A 17,417-nucleotide genomic window follows, 5' to 3' on the forward strand; every position below is an offset into this window, starting at 1 on the left:
CTGCGGCCAACTCACCGGACAGCCCCTACGAGCCATTCACGCAACTGATCATCATCACTGAGGCTGATCAACTGCACGACCCCCCAGTTCTCGCGGTGATTAGGAACGTCGAGCAGGTGATCCTGCCAGTCGTCGGCGTACTCGCGTAGCGCTTCGACCATCTCCGCGACGGCTTGATCGAAGGTCGCACCGTCCGCAGCCACGGGTAGCCCCGGGATGAAGATCGACCAACCGCCCGCCTCAGGGACTACGTGCGCACGAGAAGGAATACACGTCGCGAGGTAGTGACGCAGTCTTTCCACGTCCACGAGGGCCGTCACCGCAGACTCGCGCCGCACTGTGGCCACGCGCCCCCGCTCCGCCGCATCCAGCAGGGCCTTGAGATGCGTACGGGCTTCGGTGTAGCTGTCGAAGTGAATGACGGCCATGGCGGCACCTCCAGCGAGAGTCGCTTCAGAATGCCACCCATGGCTAAGTACGTCAAGTACGTTACGTACTTAGCCATGGGGGTGGCTGACCGCGTATCTCTCGCCTCCGCGCCCCTGGCACTAGGGGGAGGCAGATATCCCCAACCTGCGCTCTTCGCCCTCGGGATGTCGATTGGTTCGGCCTGGAGGATGGCATCCCGCTTGTCCTGGACACTGCGGCGCAAGCCGACAAGGCCAATTGCTGCAGACGTCGTTGCCGCGATACCGGGGTGTCCGGCGAGAAGCGCACCGCCGCCGAGCACCGCGACACCGGCGGGGATCTCGGTCTTCACATTGATAGCCATGGTCGCTACACAGCGGTGCCAACGAGGGCCGCGACAGGGCATCCTCGAAGGAACGAGCCACAGCCTGCACCGAAGCCTCTGGAGGAACTCGTTCGACGACGCCGAGTTCCTCCGTGAGTACTCGCATGGTGGGGGCGACGTCCCTGGTGAGTGTGTGCACCGCCCGATGGCTGTACGGGCGGACCATGTAGTCGGCGAGGTCATCGCTCGCAGGCACCAGTCTCCAGCCTGCGACGCAGCACCGGGCAAATCGGCAGCTTGAGCCATAGACCCCTCATTTGCGCCAGCCACCCACTTGCGGAAACAAGTCGAGGGGGTCCCGAGAAACCTCTCGAAACCCCCTCGCAGCCAGGCACTATGGCCAGTGGCCGCTCAAGCCGAATGTTGCGTTTGATACAACATGGCTCCTGATCAGCTGCAGCCGCTGGTGGAGCCGCAGCCCTCGCAGACGTAGCAGCTGCCCGCCGGGCGCATCTTGGTGCCGCAGGTCATGCAGAGCGGAGCGTCGGCGACGAAGCGCCGGTGGCTCTCCAGCGTCAGCTCCTGGCCCGGCGCCGGCTCCCGCTCGGACGCGGCGGCCTTCCCGGGCTTCTGCTTCTCCTCGATCGGCGCCGACTGGGCCAGCGCCTCACGGTCCACCGCCTCCTGCAGCGCCGCCGGGTCCTCCCCGCGCTGCTGCGCGGCCCGCTCCGCCGCCGAGAACAGGCCGAGGGCGGCCCGCTCGTCGTACGGGAGGTAGTCGAGGGCCAGGCGGCGGAAGATGTAGTCCATGACGGACGCGGCCATCCGGATGTCCGGGTCGTCCGTCATGCCGGCCGGCTCGAAGCGCATGTTGACGAACTTCGAGACGTACGTCTCCAGCGGCACGCCGTACTGCAGCCCTATCGAGATCGCGACCGAGAAGGCGTCCATGACGCCCGCCAGCGTCGAACCCTGCTTGGACATCTTGAGGAACACCTCGCCGAGCCCGTCGTCAGGGTAGGACGAGGCGGTCATGTAGCCCTTGGCGCCGCCCACCGTGAAGCGGGTGGTGGTGCTCGGCCGCTGGTTGGGCATGCGCCGGCGGGTCGGCCGGTTGACCTCGATGACCTTGATCTCGGGCTCGGCCGTCTCCGCGGCCGGCTCCTCCTTCTTGGCGCCGTTGCCGACCGAGAGCGGCTGGCCGACCTTGCAGTTGTCGCGGTAGACGGCCAGCGCCTTCAGCCCGAGCTTCCAGCCCTCCATGTAGACCTGCGCGATGTCGTCGATCGTCGCCGACTCGGGCAGGTTGACCGTCTTGGAGATCGCGCCGGACAGGAACGGCTGCGTGGCCGCCATCATCCGCACGTGCCCCATGGGAGCGATCGCCCGCTCGCCCATCGCACAGTCGAACACCTCGTAGTGCTCCTTGCGCAGCCCCGGCGCATCGACGACGTGGCCGTGCTCGGCGATGTACTCGACGATGGCCTCGATCTGCTCCTGCTGGTAGCCGAGCAGCTTGAGCGCCCGCGGGATCGTCTGGTTGACGATCTGCATGGAGCCGCCGCCGACGAGCTTCTTGAACTTGACCAGCGCCAGGTCCGGCTCGATGCCGGTCGTGTCGCAGTCCATCATGAGGCCGATCGTGCCCGTGGGCGCGAGCAGGCTGGCCTGGGCGTTGCGGTAGCCGTTCTTCTCGCCCAGCTTGAGGCACTCCGACCACTGGTGGGACGCCTCGGCGTGGATCCTGGCGTCCATGGTGCCGACCGTGCGCAGGCTGTCGTTCGCCGCGGCGTGCTTGCGCATGACGCGCTTGTGCGGCTCGGCGTTCCTGGCGTAGCCGTCGTACGCGCCGACGACCCCGGCCAGCTCGGCGCTGCGCCGGTAGGACACACCGGTCATCAGGGACGTGATCGCCGCGGCCACGGCCCGGCCGCCGTCGGAGTCGTAGGCGTGGCCGGTCGCCATGAGCAGCGCGCCCAGGTTGGCGTAGCCGATGCCGAGCTGACGGTAGGCCCGCGTCGTCTCGCCGATCTTCTCGGTCGGGAAGTCGGCGAACGAGATCGAGATGTCCATCGCCGTGATGATCAGCTCGGTCAGCTTGACGAAGTCGGCGATGTCGAAGGTGTTGTCGTCCTTCAGGAACTTCAGCAGGTTGATGCTGGCCAGGTTGCAGGAGGAGTTGTCCAGGTGGACGTACTCGCTGCACGGGTTGCTGGCGGTGATGCGGCCGGTCTCGGGGGTGGTGTGCCAGTCGTTGATCGTGTCGTCGTACTGGACGCCGGGGTCGGCGCACTCCCAGGCGGCCTTCGCCATCTTCTGGAACAGGTCCCTGGCGTCGATCTCCTCGATGACCTCGCCGGTGAGGCGGGCGCGCAGGCCGAACCGCTCGCCCTTCTCCACGGCGCGCATGAACTCGTCGGAGACGCGCACCGAGTTGTTGGCGTTCTGGTACTGGACGGAGACGATGTCCTTGCCGCCCAGGTCCATGTCGAAGCCGGCGTCGCGCAGCGCGCGGACCTTGTCCTCCTCGCGCGCCTTGGTCTCGATGAACTCCTCGATGTCGGGGTGGTCGACGTCGAGGACGACCATCTTGGCCGCCCGGCGGGTCGCGCCGCCCGACTTGATGGTGCCCGCGGAGGCGTCCGCGCCGCGCATGAAGCTCACCGGGCCGCTGGCGGTGCCGCCGCTGCTCAGCAGCTCCTTGGACGAGCGGATCCGGGACAGGTTGACCCCCGACCCCGAGCCGCCCTTGAAGATCACGCCTTCTTCCTTGTACCACTCCAGGATCGACTCCATCGTGTCGTCCACGGAGAGGATGAAGCACGCGCTCACCTGCTGCGGCGACTGCGTCCCCACGTTGAACCACACCGGCGAGTTGAACGCGAACACCTGGTGCGCCAGGGCGTGCTTCAGCTCGTGGTCGAAGATCTCGGCGTCCTCGTCGCCGGCGAAGTAGCCGTGCTCGATGCCCGTACGGGTGTAGACGCCCACGACCCGGTCGATCAGCTGCTTCAGGCTCCACTCGCGCTGCGGCGTGCCCACCGCGCCGCGGAAGTACTTGGTGGTCACGATGTTGGCCGCGTTGACCGACCAGAACTCGGGGAACTCGACGCCCCGCTGCTCGAAGTTCACCGAGCCGTCGCGCCAGTTGGTCATGACGACGTCGCGGCGCTCCCACTGGATCTCGTCATACGGGTGCACGCCGGGCTTGGTGAAGATCCGCTTCATCTTCAGTCCCTTGCGCGGACGCTTGCCCCCGCGCGTCACTGAACCGCTGGCCGTCTCCGTCACGACTCCCCCTTCTCCGCCTTCAACTGCCTGATCTCGGCCTCGAAGTCCGCCAGGCTCTCGAAACCGCGATACACCGATGCGAACCGCAGGTACGCCACCTCGTCGAGCTCCCGCAGCGGGCCCAGGATGGCCAGGCCCACCTCGTTGGACGGGATCTCGGCCGCGCCCTTGGCCCTGATGGCCTCCTCCACCCGCTGCCCGAGCTGAGCCAGTGAATCCTCACTGACCGGCCTGCCCTGACACGCCCGTCGCACGCCCGCGACGACCTTGTCCCGCGAGAACGGCTCCGTCACCCCGCTGCGTTTGCTCACCATGAGCAGTACGGTCTCCTGGGTGGTGAAGCGGCGCCCGCATTCCGGACAGGTGCGGCGCCTCCTGATGGCCCCGCCGTCGTCCGTGGAGCGGCTGTCGATGACCCTGGTGTCAGGGTGGCGACAGAACGGACAGTGCACGCGCTCGCCTCCTAGACCCGGCCACCACAACGCGCCGCCAGACCGGCGTGACGGGACGCTCGCGCACACCCCATGGACAACCATGGAGCGGTCACGGAAACACAAGGTGTGGTGAACTACATCGGTGTAACTACTAGATGTTGTGGTCCAACCGTAGAAGCGAGCGACCATGAACGCAAGTTGAGCGGCACCGTCCCACCGAAGTCGCTGATCAGCACCCGCGTCCCCGGAGAGGCTCGGCGTGTCGCCTCGGAGAGCGTCACACCTCTTGCTGACCGCCACGGTGGTGAACAAACCTCACAACGGTACCGGACACCTCAGCGTGCCCGAGCGCCTCGCCACTTCCCCTGGTCAAAGGCCCTTTTACGGCGCGAGACACATCCAAAATGGGCGTTCCTCACACACGGCCCCCTTCTCCGCCGCCCCCGCCCCCGCCCTTTCAGTCAATCCCCTGCCCCAGAAGCGCCGACCCGTGAATGGCGAGGAGCGAAGGGCGCCGCCCGGGGCGGGCTGCCCGGGACAGGCTGGCCCGGGGCGCGCTGTTCCCGACATGCTGCCCGGGACGCGCGGTTCCCGATGCGTTGCCCGGGGCGCGCCGTTCGCGGCATGCTGCCCGGGCACCCATCCCCATCCCCCTGCGTCCGCCCTCCGAGTTGCCCCCTCTCAACGGGCGCGAGCCGGACAACGGGCCGCCGGCCGCCGGCCGCTCAGCGGGCCACTGCCGCCACGTCCCTGGGCACGTACAACCGGTCGCCGGGCCGAACGACGAGGTCGGACAAACCGTTGAGGCGCATGATCGCCTCTGCCACAGCCCGGGAATCCTCGCCCTCGGACAGCGCGTCGGCGACCTCCCGCAACGTGTCCCCTTCACGAACCTCCACCCACGGGAGCCCGGCGTGAGCAGGCACCACGACCTTCACCGCCGCATGGCCGGCCGCCCGGGACCCGAGCCAGAACCCGCCGAGCGACAACAACGCCATCGCCACGACCACCACGGCCCGCCCGCGCCGCGTCAACCGCACCGGCGCCGCCGCCGCCTCCGCCCGCCGACGCACCCGGCGCAACCGGCGCAACCGCCCTCGCCGCGCCTTCGAACGCCCACCCCCCACAGCCGAACGCCCCTGCCGAAGCTCACGAGCCGCCGCAGCACCACTCCCGGCCAGGACGAGCCCACGCCTCTCCGACGTACCACCCGCCGAAGCCGGGAAGACGCCCGCGCCCGTCGTGGACCCGTCACGCCCACCCGTAGGAACACCACCGTCCGCCGAAAAGCCGCCACTTCCCGCGAATGTGACGTCACGCCCAGCCGAGGAAACGTCATTCCCCGGCGAAGGAGCCCGACGAACTGCCGCCCGGAGGCCACCACGTCCGGACGCTTTGCGCGCACCGGGCGCACCCCCTCGTCCGGCCACCTTGGCGCTGCCGGGAGCGCCCGGCCCGGCCCGCCCGATCGACGCGACACCGCCGCCACCCACCCCCGGCCCCCGTCCGCCCGACCGGCCGCCGTCACGCCCAGCCGACGGCGCACGTCGTCCGGCCATCGCGGAGCCGCCGCGCTCACCGGGCGCCGCCTCCCTCTCACGGGACCCGATCGGCTCCTGCGGCGACGCGGTCACGCCCTTCTGGAAACGGCGGCGGCGTCTCAGGCCAAGGCGGAATCGTCTGCCGGTTCCAGGCCCTCCCCGACCCGTACCGGCCCTGGATCCTCGCCGTCCTTCGCGCTCGGCGTCCCGCTCGGACCCGTCCGTTGCGCCCTGGCCGGGGGCCGGGCCACCGTACGCTCGCCTCGGGCCGGACGTACGACGGCCCGCCGGCGGCCCCCGCCTCACCGCCTCCAGCGAGCCGCGAGCCTCGGACGAGCCCTCGGCTCCCGCCCGCCGGCGGCCGTCGCGACCGGGGGGCGGCTCCTCGCAGGCGCCGTCCTCGTCCGGACGGGGCGGCGGCACCAGACGCAGCCGCGGCCTCCCCTGCCCCGAGCCACCGGCAGAACGGGCGCCGCCGACGGGGCCGCTGCCCTCGGCATCAGATCCAGCCTCGCGAAAGGCGCCAGAACCGGCGCCCCGGACGGCGCGGTCGCCCCCACCGGGCGACGATCCACCGCGCCTTCCCGAACCCCCCGGACGGAACCCCAACCTCTTGCCGGAATTGCCGCGGCCACCGGCTTCTGCCCGCGTATTGTCTGGACATCGGTCCTTGCTCTGCGTGACATCGGCAATGAGCGTGAGGCGTTTGGCGTCTTCGCTGGTCGTGTCCGTGTTTGTGGTCGTTCGCATGGTTGACCTCCCGCCGTGTGGCCCGAGGAAAAGGCCAAATAAGATCAGCAAATCGAACACGGTGTCGATCGAACTCCCGTACGATGTTGTACACCACACTCGCGCCAATTTCGAGGAAGACTCGAACAATTGTTTGAAGATGATCTTCATTCGAGATACGGTCGCGTTGTGCGACATGAAGACCACAGAACGGGAGCTTCGCCGGTGAGGCAGGCATCCGGGCGAGGAGGAGCAGCATGACCGAGCGGGATGACGCGAACGGGGTCAGCGACCTCGCGGTGCGCCGACGTGACTCCCTGGGTCTGACGCCCAGGCAGCGCAAGATCCTGGAAGTGATCCGCGACTCGGTGCAGCAGCGCGGATATCCGCCCTCCATGCGGGAGATCGGCGAAGCCGTGCAGTTGACGAGCACCTCCAGTGTGTCCCACCAGCTGACGGCTTTGCAGCGCAAGGGCTACTTGAGGCGTGACCCGCACCGCCCCCGTGCTCTGGAGGTGCGTCTGCCGGGCGAGCCGGTGATGTGGGTCGACCCCGACGCCACCGACGAGGAGCCGACGGTCAGCCGGCCCACCGCCGCGTACGTCCCGCTCGTCGGCCGCATCGCCGCCGGTGGGCCCATCCTGGCCGAAGAGAGCGTCGAGGACGTCTTCGCGCTGCCGAAGCAGCTCGTCGGCGAGGGCACCCTGTTCCTCCTGCAGGTCGCCGGTGACTCGATGATCGACGCCGCCATCGCCGACGGCGACTGGGTCGTCGTACGCCAGCAGCCGGTCGCCGAGAGCGGCGACATCGTGGCCGCCATGATCGAGGGCGAGGCCACGGTCAAGACGTTCAAGCGCAAGGACGGGCACATCTGGCTGGTCCCCCACAACGCGAACTACGAGCCGATCCCCGGCGACGAGGCCAGCGTCCTGGGCAAGGTCGTGGCGGTCCTGCGCCGGCTCTGACAGCCGGCGGGAAACGGGCGGAGGGCCGGGGCACCTCATCCGCCGCAGCGCGGCACCGCGGCCTTTCCTGTTCTGGCGCACACCTGAAGATGGATGATGCTCCCGAGCCCGACCGGAGACCGAGGACCGGGGCCGGGGGCCGAAGACCGGGGTACGGCACCGCACCGCCGACCCCGGCCCGCCCACAGGCCAGAGGAAGCCACGACGTGGCGACGGGAATCCAGTCAGGCGTCCGGTCTGGTGTCGAGATGGCCTCCCGGCGCGCCCAGCCGATCGCTCCACAACCGCCCGTACGGTGCCGGCCAGGCGTCGACGTCCGCCGGCGGCCCGGACGCCCTCGCCGGTCGGCGAAGGCGATCCTGGCGTCTGGGGCGAGGTCGAGGTGAAGCCATTCTTACTCGGGCGACGAGGGGCGTGACCGCGGGGCCGGTGCGGGAGGAACGACACAGGCGAGGGCCTCGCGCACGACGTCGGCGAAGGACGCGGAGCTGCTGGAGGCGAGCCAGTGCCGCCCCGCCACGCGGATGGCGCCGGCGACCGCGGCGGCGGTGACGGCGGGGAAGAGGTCACGTTCCATGTCCATCCCCGCGCGGGCCGCGATCGCCTCGGCGAGCGGCCCCTCGGCCATGGTGAACGCCTTGAGCGCCTCGCCCTCCAGCTCCGGCGTCGACATGATCATCCGCAGGCCGGCCCTGTCGGGCTCCGGGTCGGTGTACAGCTCCACCATGGCCGCGACGATGGCGCGATCCAGCGGCTCCTCGGCCGGGCGGGCGGACAGCGCCTGTCCCGCGCGCCTGGACTGGTCGGCCTGGAAGGAGCAGATCGCCTCCTCCCGGCTGGAGAAGTAGTTGTTGTAGGTGCGGGGTGAGACTCCCGCCGCCGAGGCGATGTCCTGGACGCGCACCAGCGCCAGCCCGTGGGGCCCCTGGTCGATGGCCAGCCGGAGCGCGGCGTGACTGATCGCCTCGCGCGTGGCCTGTTTGTTGCGCGCCCGCAGGTTCATGGCGTCGTCGTTCATGGCAGAACTCTACATTCATTGCGTGGCACGCATATAGTGCGTGACACGCAACATGTGGTTATAGTGGCGGCAGTCGGGACGGCGAGGTCTCGAGGGCAGGCCGGCCGCCCTCGACGGGCCGTCCGTCGCGGGCGCCGTCCCGGGCCTCCCCCATTCACGAGCACAGGAGCAGGAATGACGTCCAAGATGATCGCGTTTGACGAGGACGCCCGGCGCGGTCTCGAGCGCGGTATGAACCAGCTCGCTGACGCCGTCAAGGTGACCTTGGGCCCCAAGGGCCGCAACGTCGTGCTGGAGAAGAAGTGGGGCGCCCCCACCATCACCAACGACGGTGTGTCCATCGCCAAGGAGATCGAGCTCGAGGACCCTTGGGAGAAGATCGGCGCCGAGCTGGTCAAGGAAGTCGCCAAGAAGACCGACGACGTCGCCGGCGACGGCACCACCACCGCCACCGTGCTCGCCCAGGCGCTGGTACGTGAGGGCCTGCGCAACGTCGCCGCCGGCGCCAACCCGATGGCCCTGAAGAAGGGCATCGAGGCCGCCGTCGAGCGCGTCAGCGAGGAGCTCTCCAAGCTGGCCAAGGACGTGGAGACCAAGGAGCAGATCGCCTCCACCGCCTCCATCTCCGCCGCCGACCCCGAGATCGGCTCGCTCATCGCCGAGGCGATGGACAAGGTCGGCAAGGAAGGCGTCATCACCGTCGAGGAGAGCAACACCTTCGGCCTGGAGCTCGAGCTCACCGAGGGCATGCGCTTCGACAAGGGCATGGTGTCGATGTACTTCGTCACCGACTCCGACCGGATGGAGGCCGTCCTCGAGGACCCCTACATCCTGATCGTCAACAGCAAGGTCTCCGCCAACAAGGACCTGCTGCCCCTGCTCGACAAGGTCGTGCAGTCCGGCAAGCCGCTGCTGATCATCGCCGAGGACGTCGAGGGCGAGGCCCTGGCCACCCTGGTCGTCAACAAGATCCGCGGCCTGTTCCGCTCCGTGGCCGTCAAGGCCCCGGGCTTCGGTGACCGCCGCAAGGCCATGCTCAACGACATCGCCATCCTGACCGGTGGCCAGGTCATCGCCGAGGAGGTCGGTCTCAAGCTGGAGAACGCCACCCTCGACCTGCTGGGCCGCGCGCGCAAGGTGGTCGTCACCAAGGACGAGACCACGATCGTCGACGGCGCCGGTGACGCCGAGCAGATCTCCGGCCGGGTCAACGAGATCCGCGCCGAGATCGAGCGCACCGACTCCGACTACGACCGCGAGAAGCTCCAGGAGCGGCTGGCCAAGCTGGCCGGTGGCGTCGCCGTGATCAAGGCGGGCGCGGCCACCGAGGTCGAGCTGAAGGAGCGCAAGCACCGCATCGAGGACGCCGTGCGCAACGCCAAGGCGGCCGTCGAGGAGGGCATCGTCCCCGGTGGTGGCGTGGCGCTGCTGCAGGCCGGCGCGAAGGCGTTCCTGGAGTTGTCCGGCGACGAGGCCACGGGTGCCGCGATCGTCATGAAGGCTCTGGAAGAGCCGCTCAAGCAGATCGCGGTCAACGCCGGTCTTGAGGGCGGCGTCGTGGTGGAGAAGGTCCGCAACCTGACTCCGGGTGAGGGCCTCAACGCCGCCAGCGGCGAGTACGTCAACATGTTCGAGTCGGGGATCATCGACCCGGCCAAGGTGACGCGCTCCGCGCTGCAGAACGCCGCGTCCATCGCGGCTCTCTTCCTGACCACCGAGGCCGTCATCGCCGAGAAGCCCGAGAAGGCCGCTGCCGCTCCCGCCATGCCGGGTGGCGGCGACATGGACTACTGAGCCCGTCCACGGCCGGCCCGCGGCCGGCCGCGTCCCCCGTCGCGGCGCGGCCGGCCGGGGCTTCCGGAGAGGGCTTCGACGAAAGAGAGGGTGCCGACGTGACACTGCCCACCACCGGCCTCGGCAGGACCGGACTCCAGGTCAGCCGCCTCGGCTACGGAGCGATGGAGCTCCGCGGGCCCCGGGCGTGGGGCCCGCCGGTCACCGACGACCGAGCGGGCACGCTGCTGAACACCGTCCTCGACTCGGGGATCAACCTCATCGACACCTCACCCGATTACGGCGACGCCGAGGAGCACGTCGGCCGCTGGATCTCCCACAGACGTGCGGAATTCGTCCTGTCCAGCAAGTGCGGCTGCCCGGTGTCCGCGGGCGGCGACCCGCGAGCGCAGCCACCGCACGACTACAGCAGAACGAACATCCGCGCCGGCGTCGAGCGGAGCCTGCGCCGCATGCGCACCGACCACCTCGACATCCTGATGGTCCACATGAGCCCCAGCGTCGCCGTCATGCGGAGCGAGGACACCATCGCCGAGATGCTCGCCCTCCAGGCCGAAGGCACGATCCGCTTCACGGGGATGTCGGGCGAGCTGCCGCACCTTCCGGACCACATCGCCATGGACGTGTTCGACGTGTACCTCGTGCCGTACTCTCCGCTGGACCTGTCCCACGGCGACCTCATCACCGCGGCCGCGGCCGCCGGTGCGGGCACGATCGCCCGCGGCTCGATCGCCCGGCCGCTCACGCCGCCGCCCGACGTCCTCCCGGAACAGATCCGCCGGCCGCTCGCCGTCCTGCACGAACGGCTCACCGCCGCCCGGCTGGACGATCTGGCGGACGGCGCCTCACCGATGGAGCTGCTGCTCCGCTTCCTGCTCGGCCACCCGGCGCTGGACGCGGTGCTCGTCGGCTCGGCCCAGGTCGCGCACGTCCAGGCCAACGTCGCCGCCGCCGGCAAGGGCCCGCTGCCGCCGGACGTGTACGACGAGCTGCGCACGCGCCTCACGTGAGCCGAGGAGAGGGGCCGACGCCGGCGCGTGATCGCACGCTCGCCCCGGGCCAGCTTGGCCAGGGGCGCGCGGCGGCGGCCTCGCGGCGCGGCGTCCCGAGGAGCGGCGCGGCGACGGGCGTGCGATCAGGGCCGGCTGGGTAGCGGGCTGCGATGAGATCAACTTCGGCCTCCACGCCGCGGCGCCGGCTCATCACCCTCCTGACGGCCGTTCTGCTGCTCGGTGTCACCGAGGCCATGATCGGCCCTTACCTCGTCCTGTTCGGCGCGGAACGGCTGCGCTTATCGGCACTGGAGATCGGCGTCTTCGTCTCCATGACGTCGCTGAGCGGCATGGCCGTCAGCATCCTGCTCGGCCGCCTCTACGACCGCCGGCCTGGACGGCGGCCGGCCATGCTGGCCGCGTCCCTGGCCGGGACGGGATACCTGCTGCTCCTGACCGGCCCGCCCTATCCGCTGCTGCTCCTCGTCGCCGTGCTGTTCATCGGCCCGGGCGCCGCGGCGTTCCCGCAGCTGTTCGCTCTGGCCAGGAGCCACGCGGACGAGACGACGTCCGGTTCCGGGGCCCGTACTCCTGTGCTGCGCTCGGCGTGGTCGCTCGCCTGGGCGGTCGGCCCCCTGGCGGGCGGCGCGCTGCTGGGCGGGGGCGGCTACACCGCGGTGCTCGCGGCCACCGCCGCCGGGTACTGCCTGATGGTCGTGGCCGTGCTCGGACTCGGCGGCAGCCGCGCGCCCGTACCGGAATCCGCCGGGGCGGACGGGGGCCCGGCCGTGTCCGTGCGCGCCGCCGCGCTGCCGGTCGCCGCCTTCACCCTGTTCCACACCGCGATGTTCTCGGGGGCAGTGGTGCTGCCGCTGTACGTCACGCAAGGGCTGCACGGCTCGGCCGGCACGGTCGGGTGGATGTTCAGCGTGTGCGCGGCGGCCGAGATCCCCGCGGCGCTCGCCCTGCTGCTCCCCGGCCGGTGGAGCAGGCGGCGGGCGGTCCTGCTCGGCATGGCGCTCATGACGGCGTACCTCGCGCTCCTGGCGACGTTCACCTCGACCGTGGCGCTGGTGCTCGTTCACCTCGCCCGAGGCGTCGCCATCGCCTTCGTGGGCGCGCTGGGCATCAGCCACATGCAGGACCTGTTCCCGCGCGCCCCCGGCCGGGCCACCACGCTGTTCGCCAACACCGCGGCAGCCGGGGCGCTGGTGTCCGGCATCGCCGCCGGAGGCGTCTCCCAGGCCCTCGGCTACCACGCGGCGCTGGTCTGCTGCGCCGTCGTCAGCGCCGTGGCGTGGCTGCTGTTCCTGCTCGCCGGACGTCAGGCGCCGGTCGGGGAACAGCCCGCCAAGGTCCAGGAGCCGGTCGCGATGCCGCTCATACCTGCCATGCGTCGTCGCGCAGCAGCTCGATCGCGCCGCCGTCCTGGCTGATGCCGGTGACGGTGACCTCGGGACCGCCCACCATGAAGTCCACGTGGACGCCGGAGGTGTTGACCCCGGCCGCGTCGAGCGCGGCGGCGTCCCCGGTGCGCAGGTGTTCCGGCACGCCGGGAGGCAGCCCCGCGCCCCACGCGAGGTGGCAGGTGGCGTTCTCGTCCAGGAGCGTCTCCAGGTAGGTGACGCCCGACCGGCCGACCGGTGAGGTGCCGTCGACGAGCGCCAGCTCGCCCAGCCGGGCGGCGCCGGCGTCCGTCGCCTGGTGGGTGCGGACGACGTCCGCGCCGGTGCTCGCCCGGACCCGGCTCACCACGCCGGCGCTGAACGTCAGCTCCAGGTCCCGTACGACGGTGCCGTCGAGGGAGAGCGGACGCGTCGAGCGGACGGTGCCCTCGACACGCCGGTAGTCGGGCGTGGTGAACACCTCCTCCGTGGGGAAGTTCGCCTGGAACACGTGCCCGCGGACCGATTCGAGCCGCGCCGCCGTCCAGTGCGCGCCGGGCAGCAGGCCGATGGTCAGGTCGGTGCCCGGCCCCTCGAAGCGGACGGCGTCCAGGCGCATCGCGGTGAGGGTCTCGGCGCGTTCGAGCAGGTCGGCGAGGCGCTGCTGCCAGGCGGCGCGGGGGTCGGGCTGGTCCAGGCGCAGGATGGGGCGCAGGTGCTCCCACAGCCGGGCCTCGTCGGGCTCGCCGAAGATCGCCTGGGCCCATTCCGCCGTCGGGCACGGCACCATGACCCAGCGGACGAGGTTGCCGAGCTGGAGCCGCTGCCTGGACGACAGGTGCGGCATGCGGTCGCGGCCGGCCCTGACGGGGTCCTGCCCGGCGAGCAGGTCCGGTGCGGCGGCGCCGCGGATGTTGACCAGGATGCCGCAGTGGCGGGCCAGTTCCTCGTTGCGGGCGTCCAGCCAGGACGGCACCTCGTGCAGGGTCTCGGCGTCGGCGTGCCGGACGCGGGAGCGTTTGGCGTGGGGGTCGAAGTACCAGATGTCGACGTAGCGGGCGCCTCTGGCGTACGCCGCCTCGGTCAGGGCGCGGGCCAGCGGGGCGTGCTCGATCTCGGCGTTGATCAGCACGCGGTCGCCGGCGGCGACCGGCACGGCGACGTCGAAGACGACGTCGGCGTAGCCGGCCAGGTCAGCGGACGGGATGGTCATGTCGTTCTCCTTGAGACGTTCTGCGGGTGAAGGGTCAGGAGCAGCGGGGCCAGGCCCGCGACGCAGGCGGCGAGGGCGAATCCTCGGGCCAGGCCGTGGGACTGTGCGACGGCGCCGAGCGCGAGGGCCGCGCTCAGGAAGCCGAGGTCGAAGAAGGCCGTGGTGGTGGCCACCGCCGAGCCGCGCTGCCCGGCGGGCACGCCGGTCACCGCCATCGTCAGGAACGCCGGGAGGCCGAGCGCCTGCCCGGCCGCCAGCACGGCCGTGGCCCACAACGCCCCCGTGACGGTGGGCCACGCGACGAACAGGACCAGCCCCGCGGCGGTCAGCAGCAGCGCGGCGGTCGCCGTCCTGCCCGCGGGCATCCGGGCGAGCACCCGATGGCCGCCCACCCGTACGCCGAGCAGCACACAGCCGTAGACCAGGAAGTGCGGGCCGCTGCCTCCGCCGAGCGCGGCCAGGTGGAGCGGCAGGAAGGCGCTGAAGGCGGTGTATCCCCACACCGACGCCCAGTACGCCAGCCCCGGCACCAGTCCTGCCCGGTGGATGCCCGTGCCGGAGCGGCGGCCTTCGCCGGCGGCTGCCGGGTCGCCGCCGTCCCGGGGGTCGGTCAGGAACAGGCAGGCGGTGAAGGCGGCGGCGGCCACGGCCGCGGACAGCGTCCACACGGCCCGCGGGCCGGCCAGTGCGGCGACCGCCGCGGCGATCGGCGCGCCGGCCAGCAGTCCCGCGTTGACCGCGACGGAGAAGCCGTTGAGCGCCGGGCCTGGACGGTCGTGGTCACTGGCCGCGGCAGCCAGGCCGACGTACATCAGGGCCTCGCCGACTCCCGCGACGGCGCGGCAGGCGAGGAACGACGGCAACGTGCCCGTCCACGGCACGGCACCGGAGGTGAGCGCCAGCAGCGCGGCGCCGGCCGCCGCGGCGAACCTGCGGCTCCGCCGGTCCGCCAGCCGTCCCGCGAGGGGCCTGGCGAGCACCGCGCACACCGCCGTGACCGCCAGGCAGGCGCCGACCCAGGCGGGACCCTGGCCGAGGACACCGGTGACGTGGACGGGGATGGCGGGGATGAGCAGGCCGAGTGACAGGAAACACGAGCCCGCGCAGAGCAGCAGGAGCCACGTCATCGCCCGCCCCGGGTTTCCCAAGGCATGTTGGAATAGTAGCTTTCCCAAGACCTGTTGGGAAGGTCGCGTCGGCGGAACCTCGGGAAGCGCTTTCCAAGCGGTCCCGGCGAAGCGTCCTAGCGCGCCGCGTACAGCGCGTGCGCTGCCTCGATCGCCTGCCGGGCGAAGTCCAGCACGTCCCTGCGGCGGTCGAAGGGCGAGCCGTAGAGAGAGCGCCGGAGCGTGCCGACGTGCTCGCCGAGCCCCGATAGCAGGCCGCCGATCGTCGGCCAGGCGTCGTCCTGCTCGCGCAGCCTCAGCGCCTCGCGCACCACGCGCTGCCAGCGCTCGGGGAACGCCGTCAGCGCGTGCCGGGCCGCGCCCGTCTTCGAGGTCACCTCGCCGGTGGCCAGCGTGTAGTGCAGCCGGGAGACACCTGTGACGATCCACACGGTCGCGTACCCGCCGAGGGCCGCGAGCCCCCAGGGCCGCACCGGGCTGGCGGCCCGGCTCACCACGCGCCGCCAGTAGCGGTCGAGGTTGTCGTCGGTCCACGCGGCGAGCACGTCTGGATCGCTCCAGATGTCGAACTCGTCCGGCTTGGGACCGCGGCAGGTGACGCCGTGGCGCGCGAGGGTGTGCCAGGTGACCGGGGTGACGCCGCGGCGCGGCTCGAACCGCCCGGCGTGGGCTCCGGGGCGGGCGTCCAGGTCGCAGGGGTTGCCGCGGAGGTCGTCCCAGGTGAGGTAGACGCCCTCGAACGGGTGGGCGCCGAGGCTCGTGTGGATGCGGGCGAGCACCTCGGCGGGCGGCGCGGCCGAGGTCACGGCCACGAAGTCGACGTCGCTCGTGGCCGGGTGGTAGTCGTCTAGGGCGGCCGAGCCCTCCAGGTAGAGCCCTTCGATCAGGCCGGGAGCCTCCGCGTCGGCCAGCGACAGGTACGTCTCGACGATCGCCTCGATCTTCGGGTGGGGGGTCATGGCCGCCCAGCCTGCCACAGGTCGCGACACCCCCTCAGGACAATGCAAATCCTAGAATGCCTAGGTGAACAAGGCATACAGCGTGGAAGACCTCAAAGCACGAAATGACGGCTTCAAATGGTCGAAAGCTGAGGCCGGAGTCATTCCAGCCTGGATCGCCGACATGGACCTGCCCACCGCCCCGGCGGTCATCGAGGCCCTGCACCGGCGCGCCGACGGCGACCTCGGCTATCCGACCTGGCTGGACTCGCCGAACGCGGGCCCGCTGGCGGAGGCGTTCGGCGAGCGGATGGCCGCCCGCCACGGCTGGTCCCCCGACATCTCCCGCGTCCACGCCTTCTCCGACGTCAACCAGGCGCTCCAGGTGCTGCTGCACCTCTGGACCCGGCCGGGCGACGGCGTGGCGCTGCACACCCCCGCCTACCACCCGTTCCTCGGCACGCTGGAGGTCATGGAACGCCCGGTGCGCCCGATCCAGGCCGAGCCGGACGGCGACTCGTGGCGCTTCGCCGTCCCCGACCTGACGGGCTGCCGGGTGCTCCTGCTGGTCAACCCGCACAACCCGACCGGCCGCGTGCTCACCCGCGCGGAGCTGGAGGAGCTGGCCGAGCTGGCCGAGCGCCACGACCTGCTGGTCATCGCCGACGAGATCCACGCCGACCTGACCTTCGCGCCGCACCGGCACATCCCCTTCGCCACGATCGCCCCAGCTCGTACGGTGACGCTCACCTCCGCCACCAAGGCGTTCAACCTGGGCGGCATCCGCTGCTCGGTCGCCCACCTGGGGCACGAGGGCGTCCGCAAGGCGCTGGAGGCGCAGCCGCCGTTCCTGTTCGGCTCGCCGAACCTGTTCGGCGTCGAGGCCACCGTCGCCGCCTGGCGGCACGGGGACGCCTGGCTGGAGGAGGTGCGGGCGCTGCTGGACCGCAACCGGCGGACCATCGCCGCGCGGCTGCCGGCGACGTTCGGCTACCGGATGCCGGAGGCCACGTACCTGGCCTGGCTGCACACGGGGCGGGCCGGGATGGCGGAGGTCCTCGAACGCGAGGCCAAGGTCATGCTCTCGGACGGGGCCGCGTTCGGGCCGGGCGGCGCGGAGCCGGGCGGCGCGGAGTACGTCCGGCTGAACTTCGCCACCTCCGAGCCCGTCCTCGCCGAGATCCTGGACCGGCTGTCCCGCCTGGCCTGATCCCGGCGACCGGCCCGCCCCGGCGGGAGGCGGGCCGGTACGGCGAG

The 17,417-nt window shown here is 71.1% G+C and carries 13 protein-coding genes; 5 read left to right on the forward strand and 8 right to left on the reverse strand.

Translation table 11 applies throughout. The features are described from left to right. Positions 1-11 precede the first annotated feature (11 nt). From Nocox_RS31435 to Nocox_RS31450, 4 genes are all read right to left on the reverse strand, one after another. Positions 12-428, reverse strand: coding sequence for a hypothetical protein (locus Nocox_RS31435; protein ID WP_020542020.1), 417 nt, complete (start codon positions 426-428; stop codon positions 12-14). Positions 429-1,183: 755 nt separating this feature from the next. Further along, the gene (locus Nocox_RS31440; protein WP_020542021.1) at positions 1,184-3,961 is read right to left on the reverse strand and encodes a vitamin B12-dependent ribonucleotide reductase; all 2,778 of its coding nucleotides are present in this window, start codon (positions 3,959-3,961) and stop codon (positions 1,184-1,186) included. 59 nt (positions 3,962-4,020) lie between these two features. Further along, positions 4,021-4,476 carry a transcriptional regulator NrdR gene (gene nrdR / locus Nocox_RS31445; protein WP_020542022.1) on the reverse strand — a complete coding sequence of 152 codons (456 nt, stop codon included), beginning with the start codon at positions 4,474-4,476 and terminating at the stop codon, positions 4,021-4,023. A 707-nt stretch (positions 4,477-5,183) separates the two neighbouring features. Continuing rightward, positions 5,184-5,549: a LysM peptidoglycan-binding domain-containing protein gene (locus Nocox_RS31450; RefSeq protein ID WP_157382919.1), complete on the reverse strand. Its 366-nt coding sequence runs from the start codon at positions 5,547-5,549 to the stop codon at positions 5,184-5,186. A 1,436-nt stretch (positions 5,550-6,985) separates the two neighbouring features. Here Nocox_RS31450 and lexA point away from each other — a divergent pair. After that, positions 6,986-7,693 (forward strand): transcriptional repressor LexA, encoded by a 708-nt coding sequence (gene lexA / locus Nocox_RS31455; RefSeq protein WP_020542024.1) that lies wholly within the window; start codon positions 6,986-6,988, stop codon positions 7,691-7,693. 394 nt (positions 7,694-8,087) lie between these two features. Here lexA and Nocox_RS31460 read toward each other — a convergent pair whose 3' ends face one another. Further along, a complete protein-coding gene (locus Nocox_RS31460; RefSeq protein ID WP_020542025.1) occupies positions 8,088-8,711 on the reverse strand; it encodes a TetR/AcrR family transcriptional regulator in 624 nt (207 codons plus the stop codon). Between the two features lie 174 nt (positions 8,712-8,885). On the opposite strand from Nocox_RS31460, the gene groL reads away from it, so the two are divergent. The 3 genes from groL to Nocox_RS31475 all read left to right on the forward strand — a co-directional run bounded on the left by groL (position 8,886) and on the right by Nocox_RS31475 (position 12,933). Beyond that, positions 8,886-10,505 carry a chaperonin GroEL gene (gene groL, locus Nocox_RS31465; protein ID WP_219495523.1) on the forward strand — a complete coding sequence of 540 codons (1,620 nt, stop codon included), beginning with the start codon at positions 8,886-8,888 and terminating at the stop codon, positions 10,503-10,505. 98 nt (positions 10,506-10,603) lie between these two features. Continuing rightward, complete coding sequence (locus Nocox_RS31470; RefSeq protein WP_020544581.1) at positions 10,604-11,515, forward strand: aldo/keto reductase; 912 nt, start codon at positions 10,604-10,606, stop codon at positions 11,513-11,515. A gap of 152 nt (positions 11,516-11,667) precedes the next feature. Then, positions 11,668-12,933: an MFS transporter gene (locus Nocox_RS31475; protein ID WP_020544580.1), complete on the forward strand. Its 1,266-nt coding sequence runs from the start codon at positions 11,668-11,670 to the stop codon at positions 12,931-12,933. Here Nocox_RS31475 and Nocox_RS31480 read toward each other — a convergent pair. From Nocox_RS31480 to Nocox_RS31490, 3 genes are all read right to left on the reverse strand, one after another. After that, complete coding sequence (locus Nocox_RS31480) at positions 12,878-14,095, reverse strand: aminopeptidase (protein ID WP_020544579.1); 1,218 nt, start codon at positions 14,093-14,095, stop codon at positions 12,878-12,880. The two genes, Nocox_RS31475 and Nocox_RS31480, sit on opposite strands and share 56 nt — an antisense overlap. Continuing rightward, a complete protein-coding gene (locus tag Nocox_RS31485) occupies positions 14,092-15,222 on the reverse strand; it encodes an MFS transporter (protein ID WP_020544578.1) in 1,131 nt (376 codons plus the stop codon). The genes Nocox_RS31480 and Nocox_RS31485 overlap by 4 nt, the downstream gene beginning before the upstream one ends. A 116-nt stretch (positions 15,223-15,338) precedes the next feature. Beyond that, a complete protein-coding gene (locus Nocox_RS31490; RefSeq protein WP_020544577.1) occupies positions 15,339-16,181 on the reverse strand; it encodes an aminoglycoside adenylyltransferase domain-containing protein in 843 nt (280 codons plus the stop codon). 163 nt (positions 16,182-16,344) lie between these two features. Between Nocox_RS31490 and Nocox_RS31495 the strand changes: the two genes are divergently transcribed. Further along, positions 16,345-17,370, forward strand: a complete 1,026-nt coding sequence (locus Nocox_RS31495) for a MalY/PatB family protein (protein WP_020544576.1) — start codon at positions 16,345-16,347, stop codon at positions 17,368-17,370. Positions 17,371-17,417: the final 47 nt, after the last annotated feature.

It is taken from the genome of Nonomuraea coxensis DSM 45129 (assembly GCF_019397265.1).
Taxonomy (GTDB): domain Bacteria; phylum Actinomycetota; class Actinomycetes; order Streptosporangiales; family Streptosporangiaceae; genus Nonomuraea; species Nonomuraea coxensis.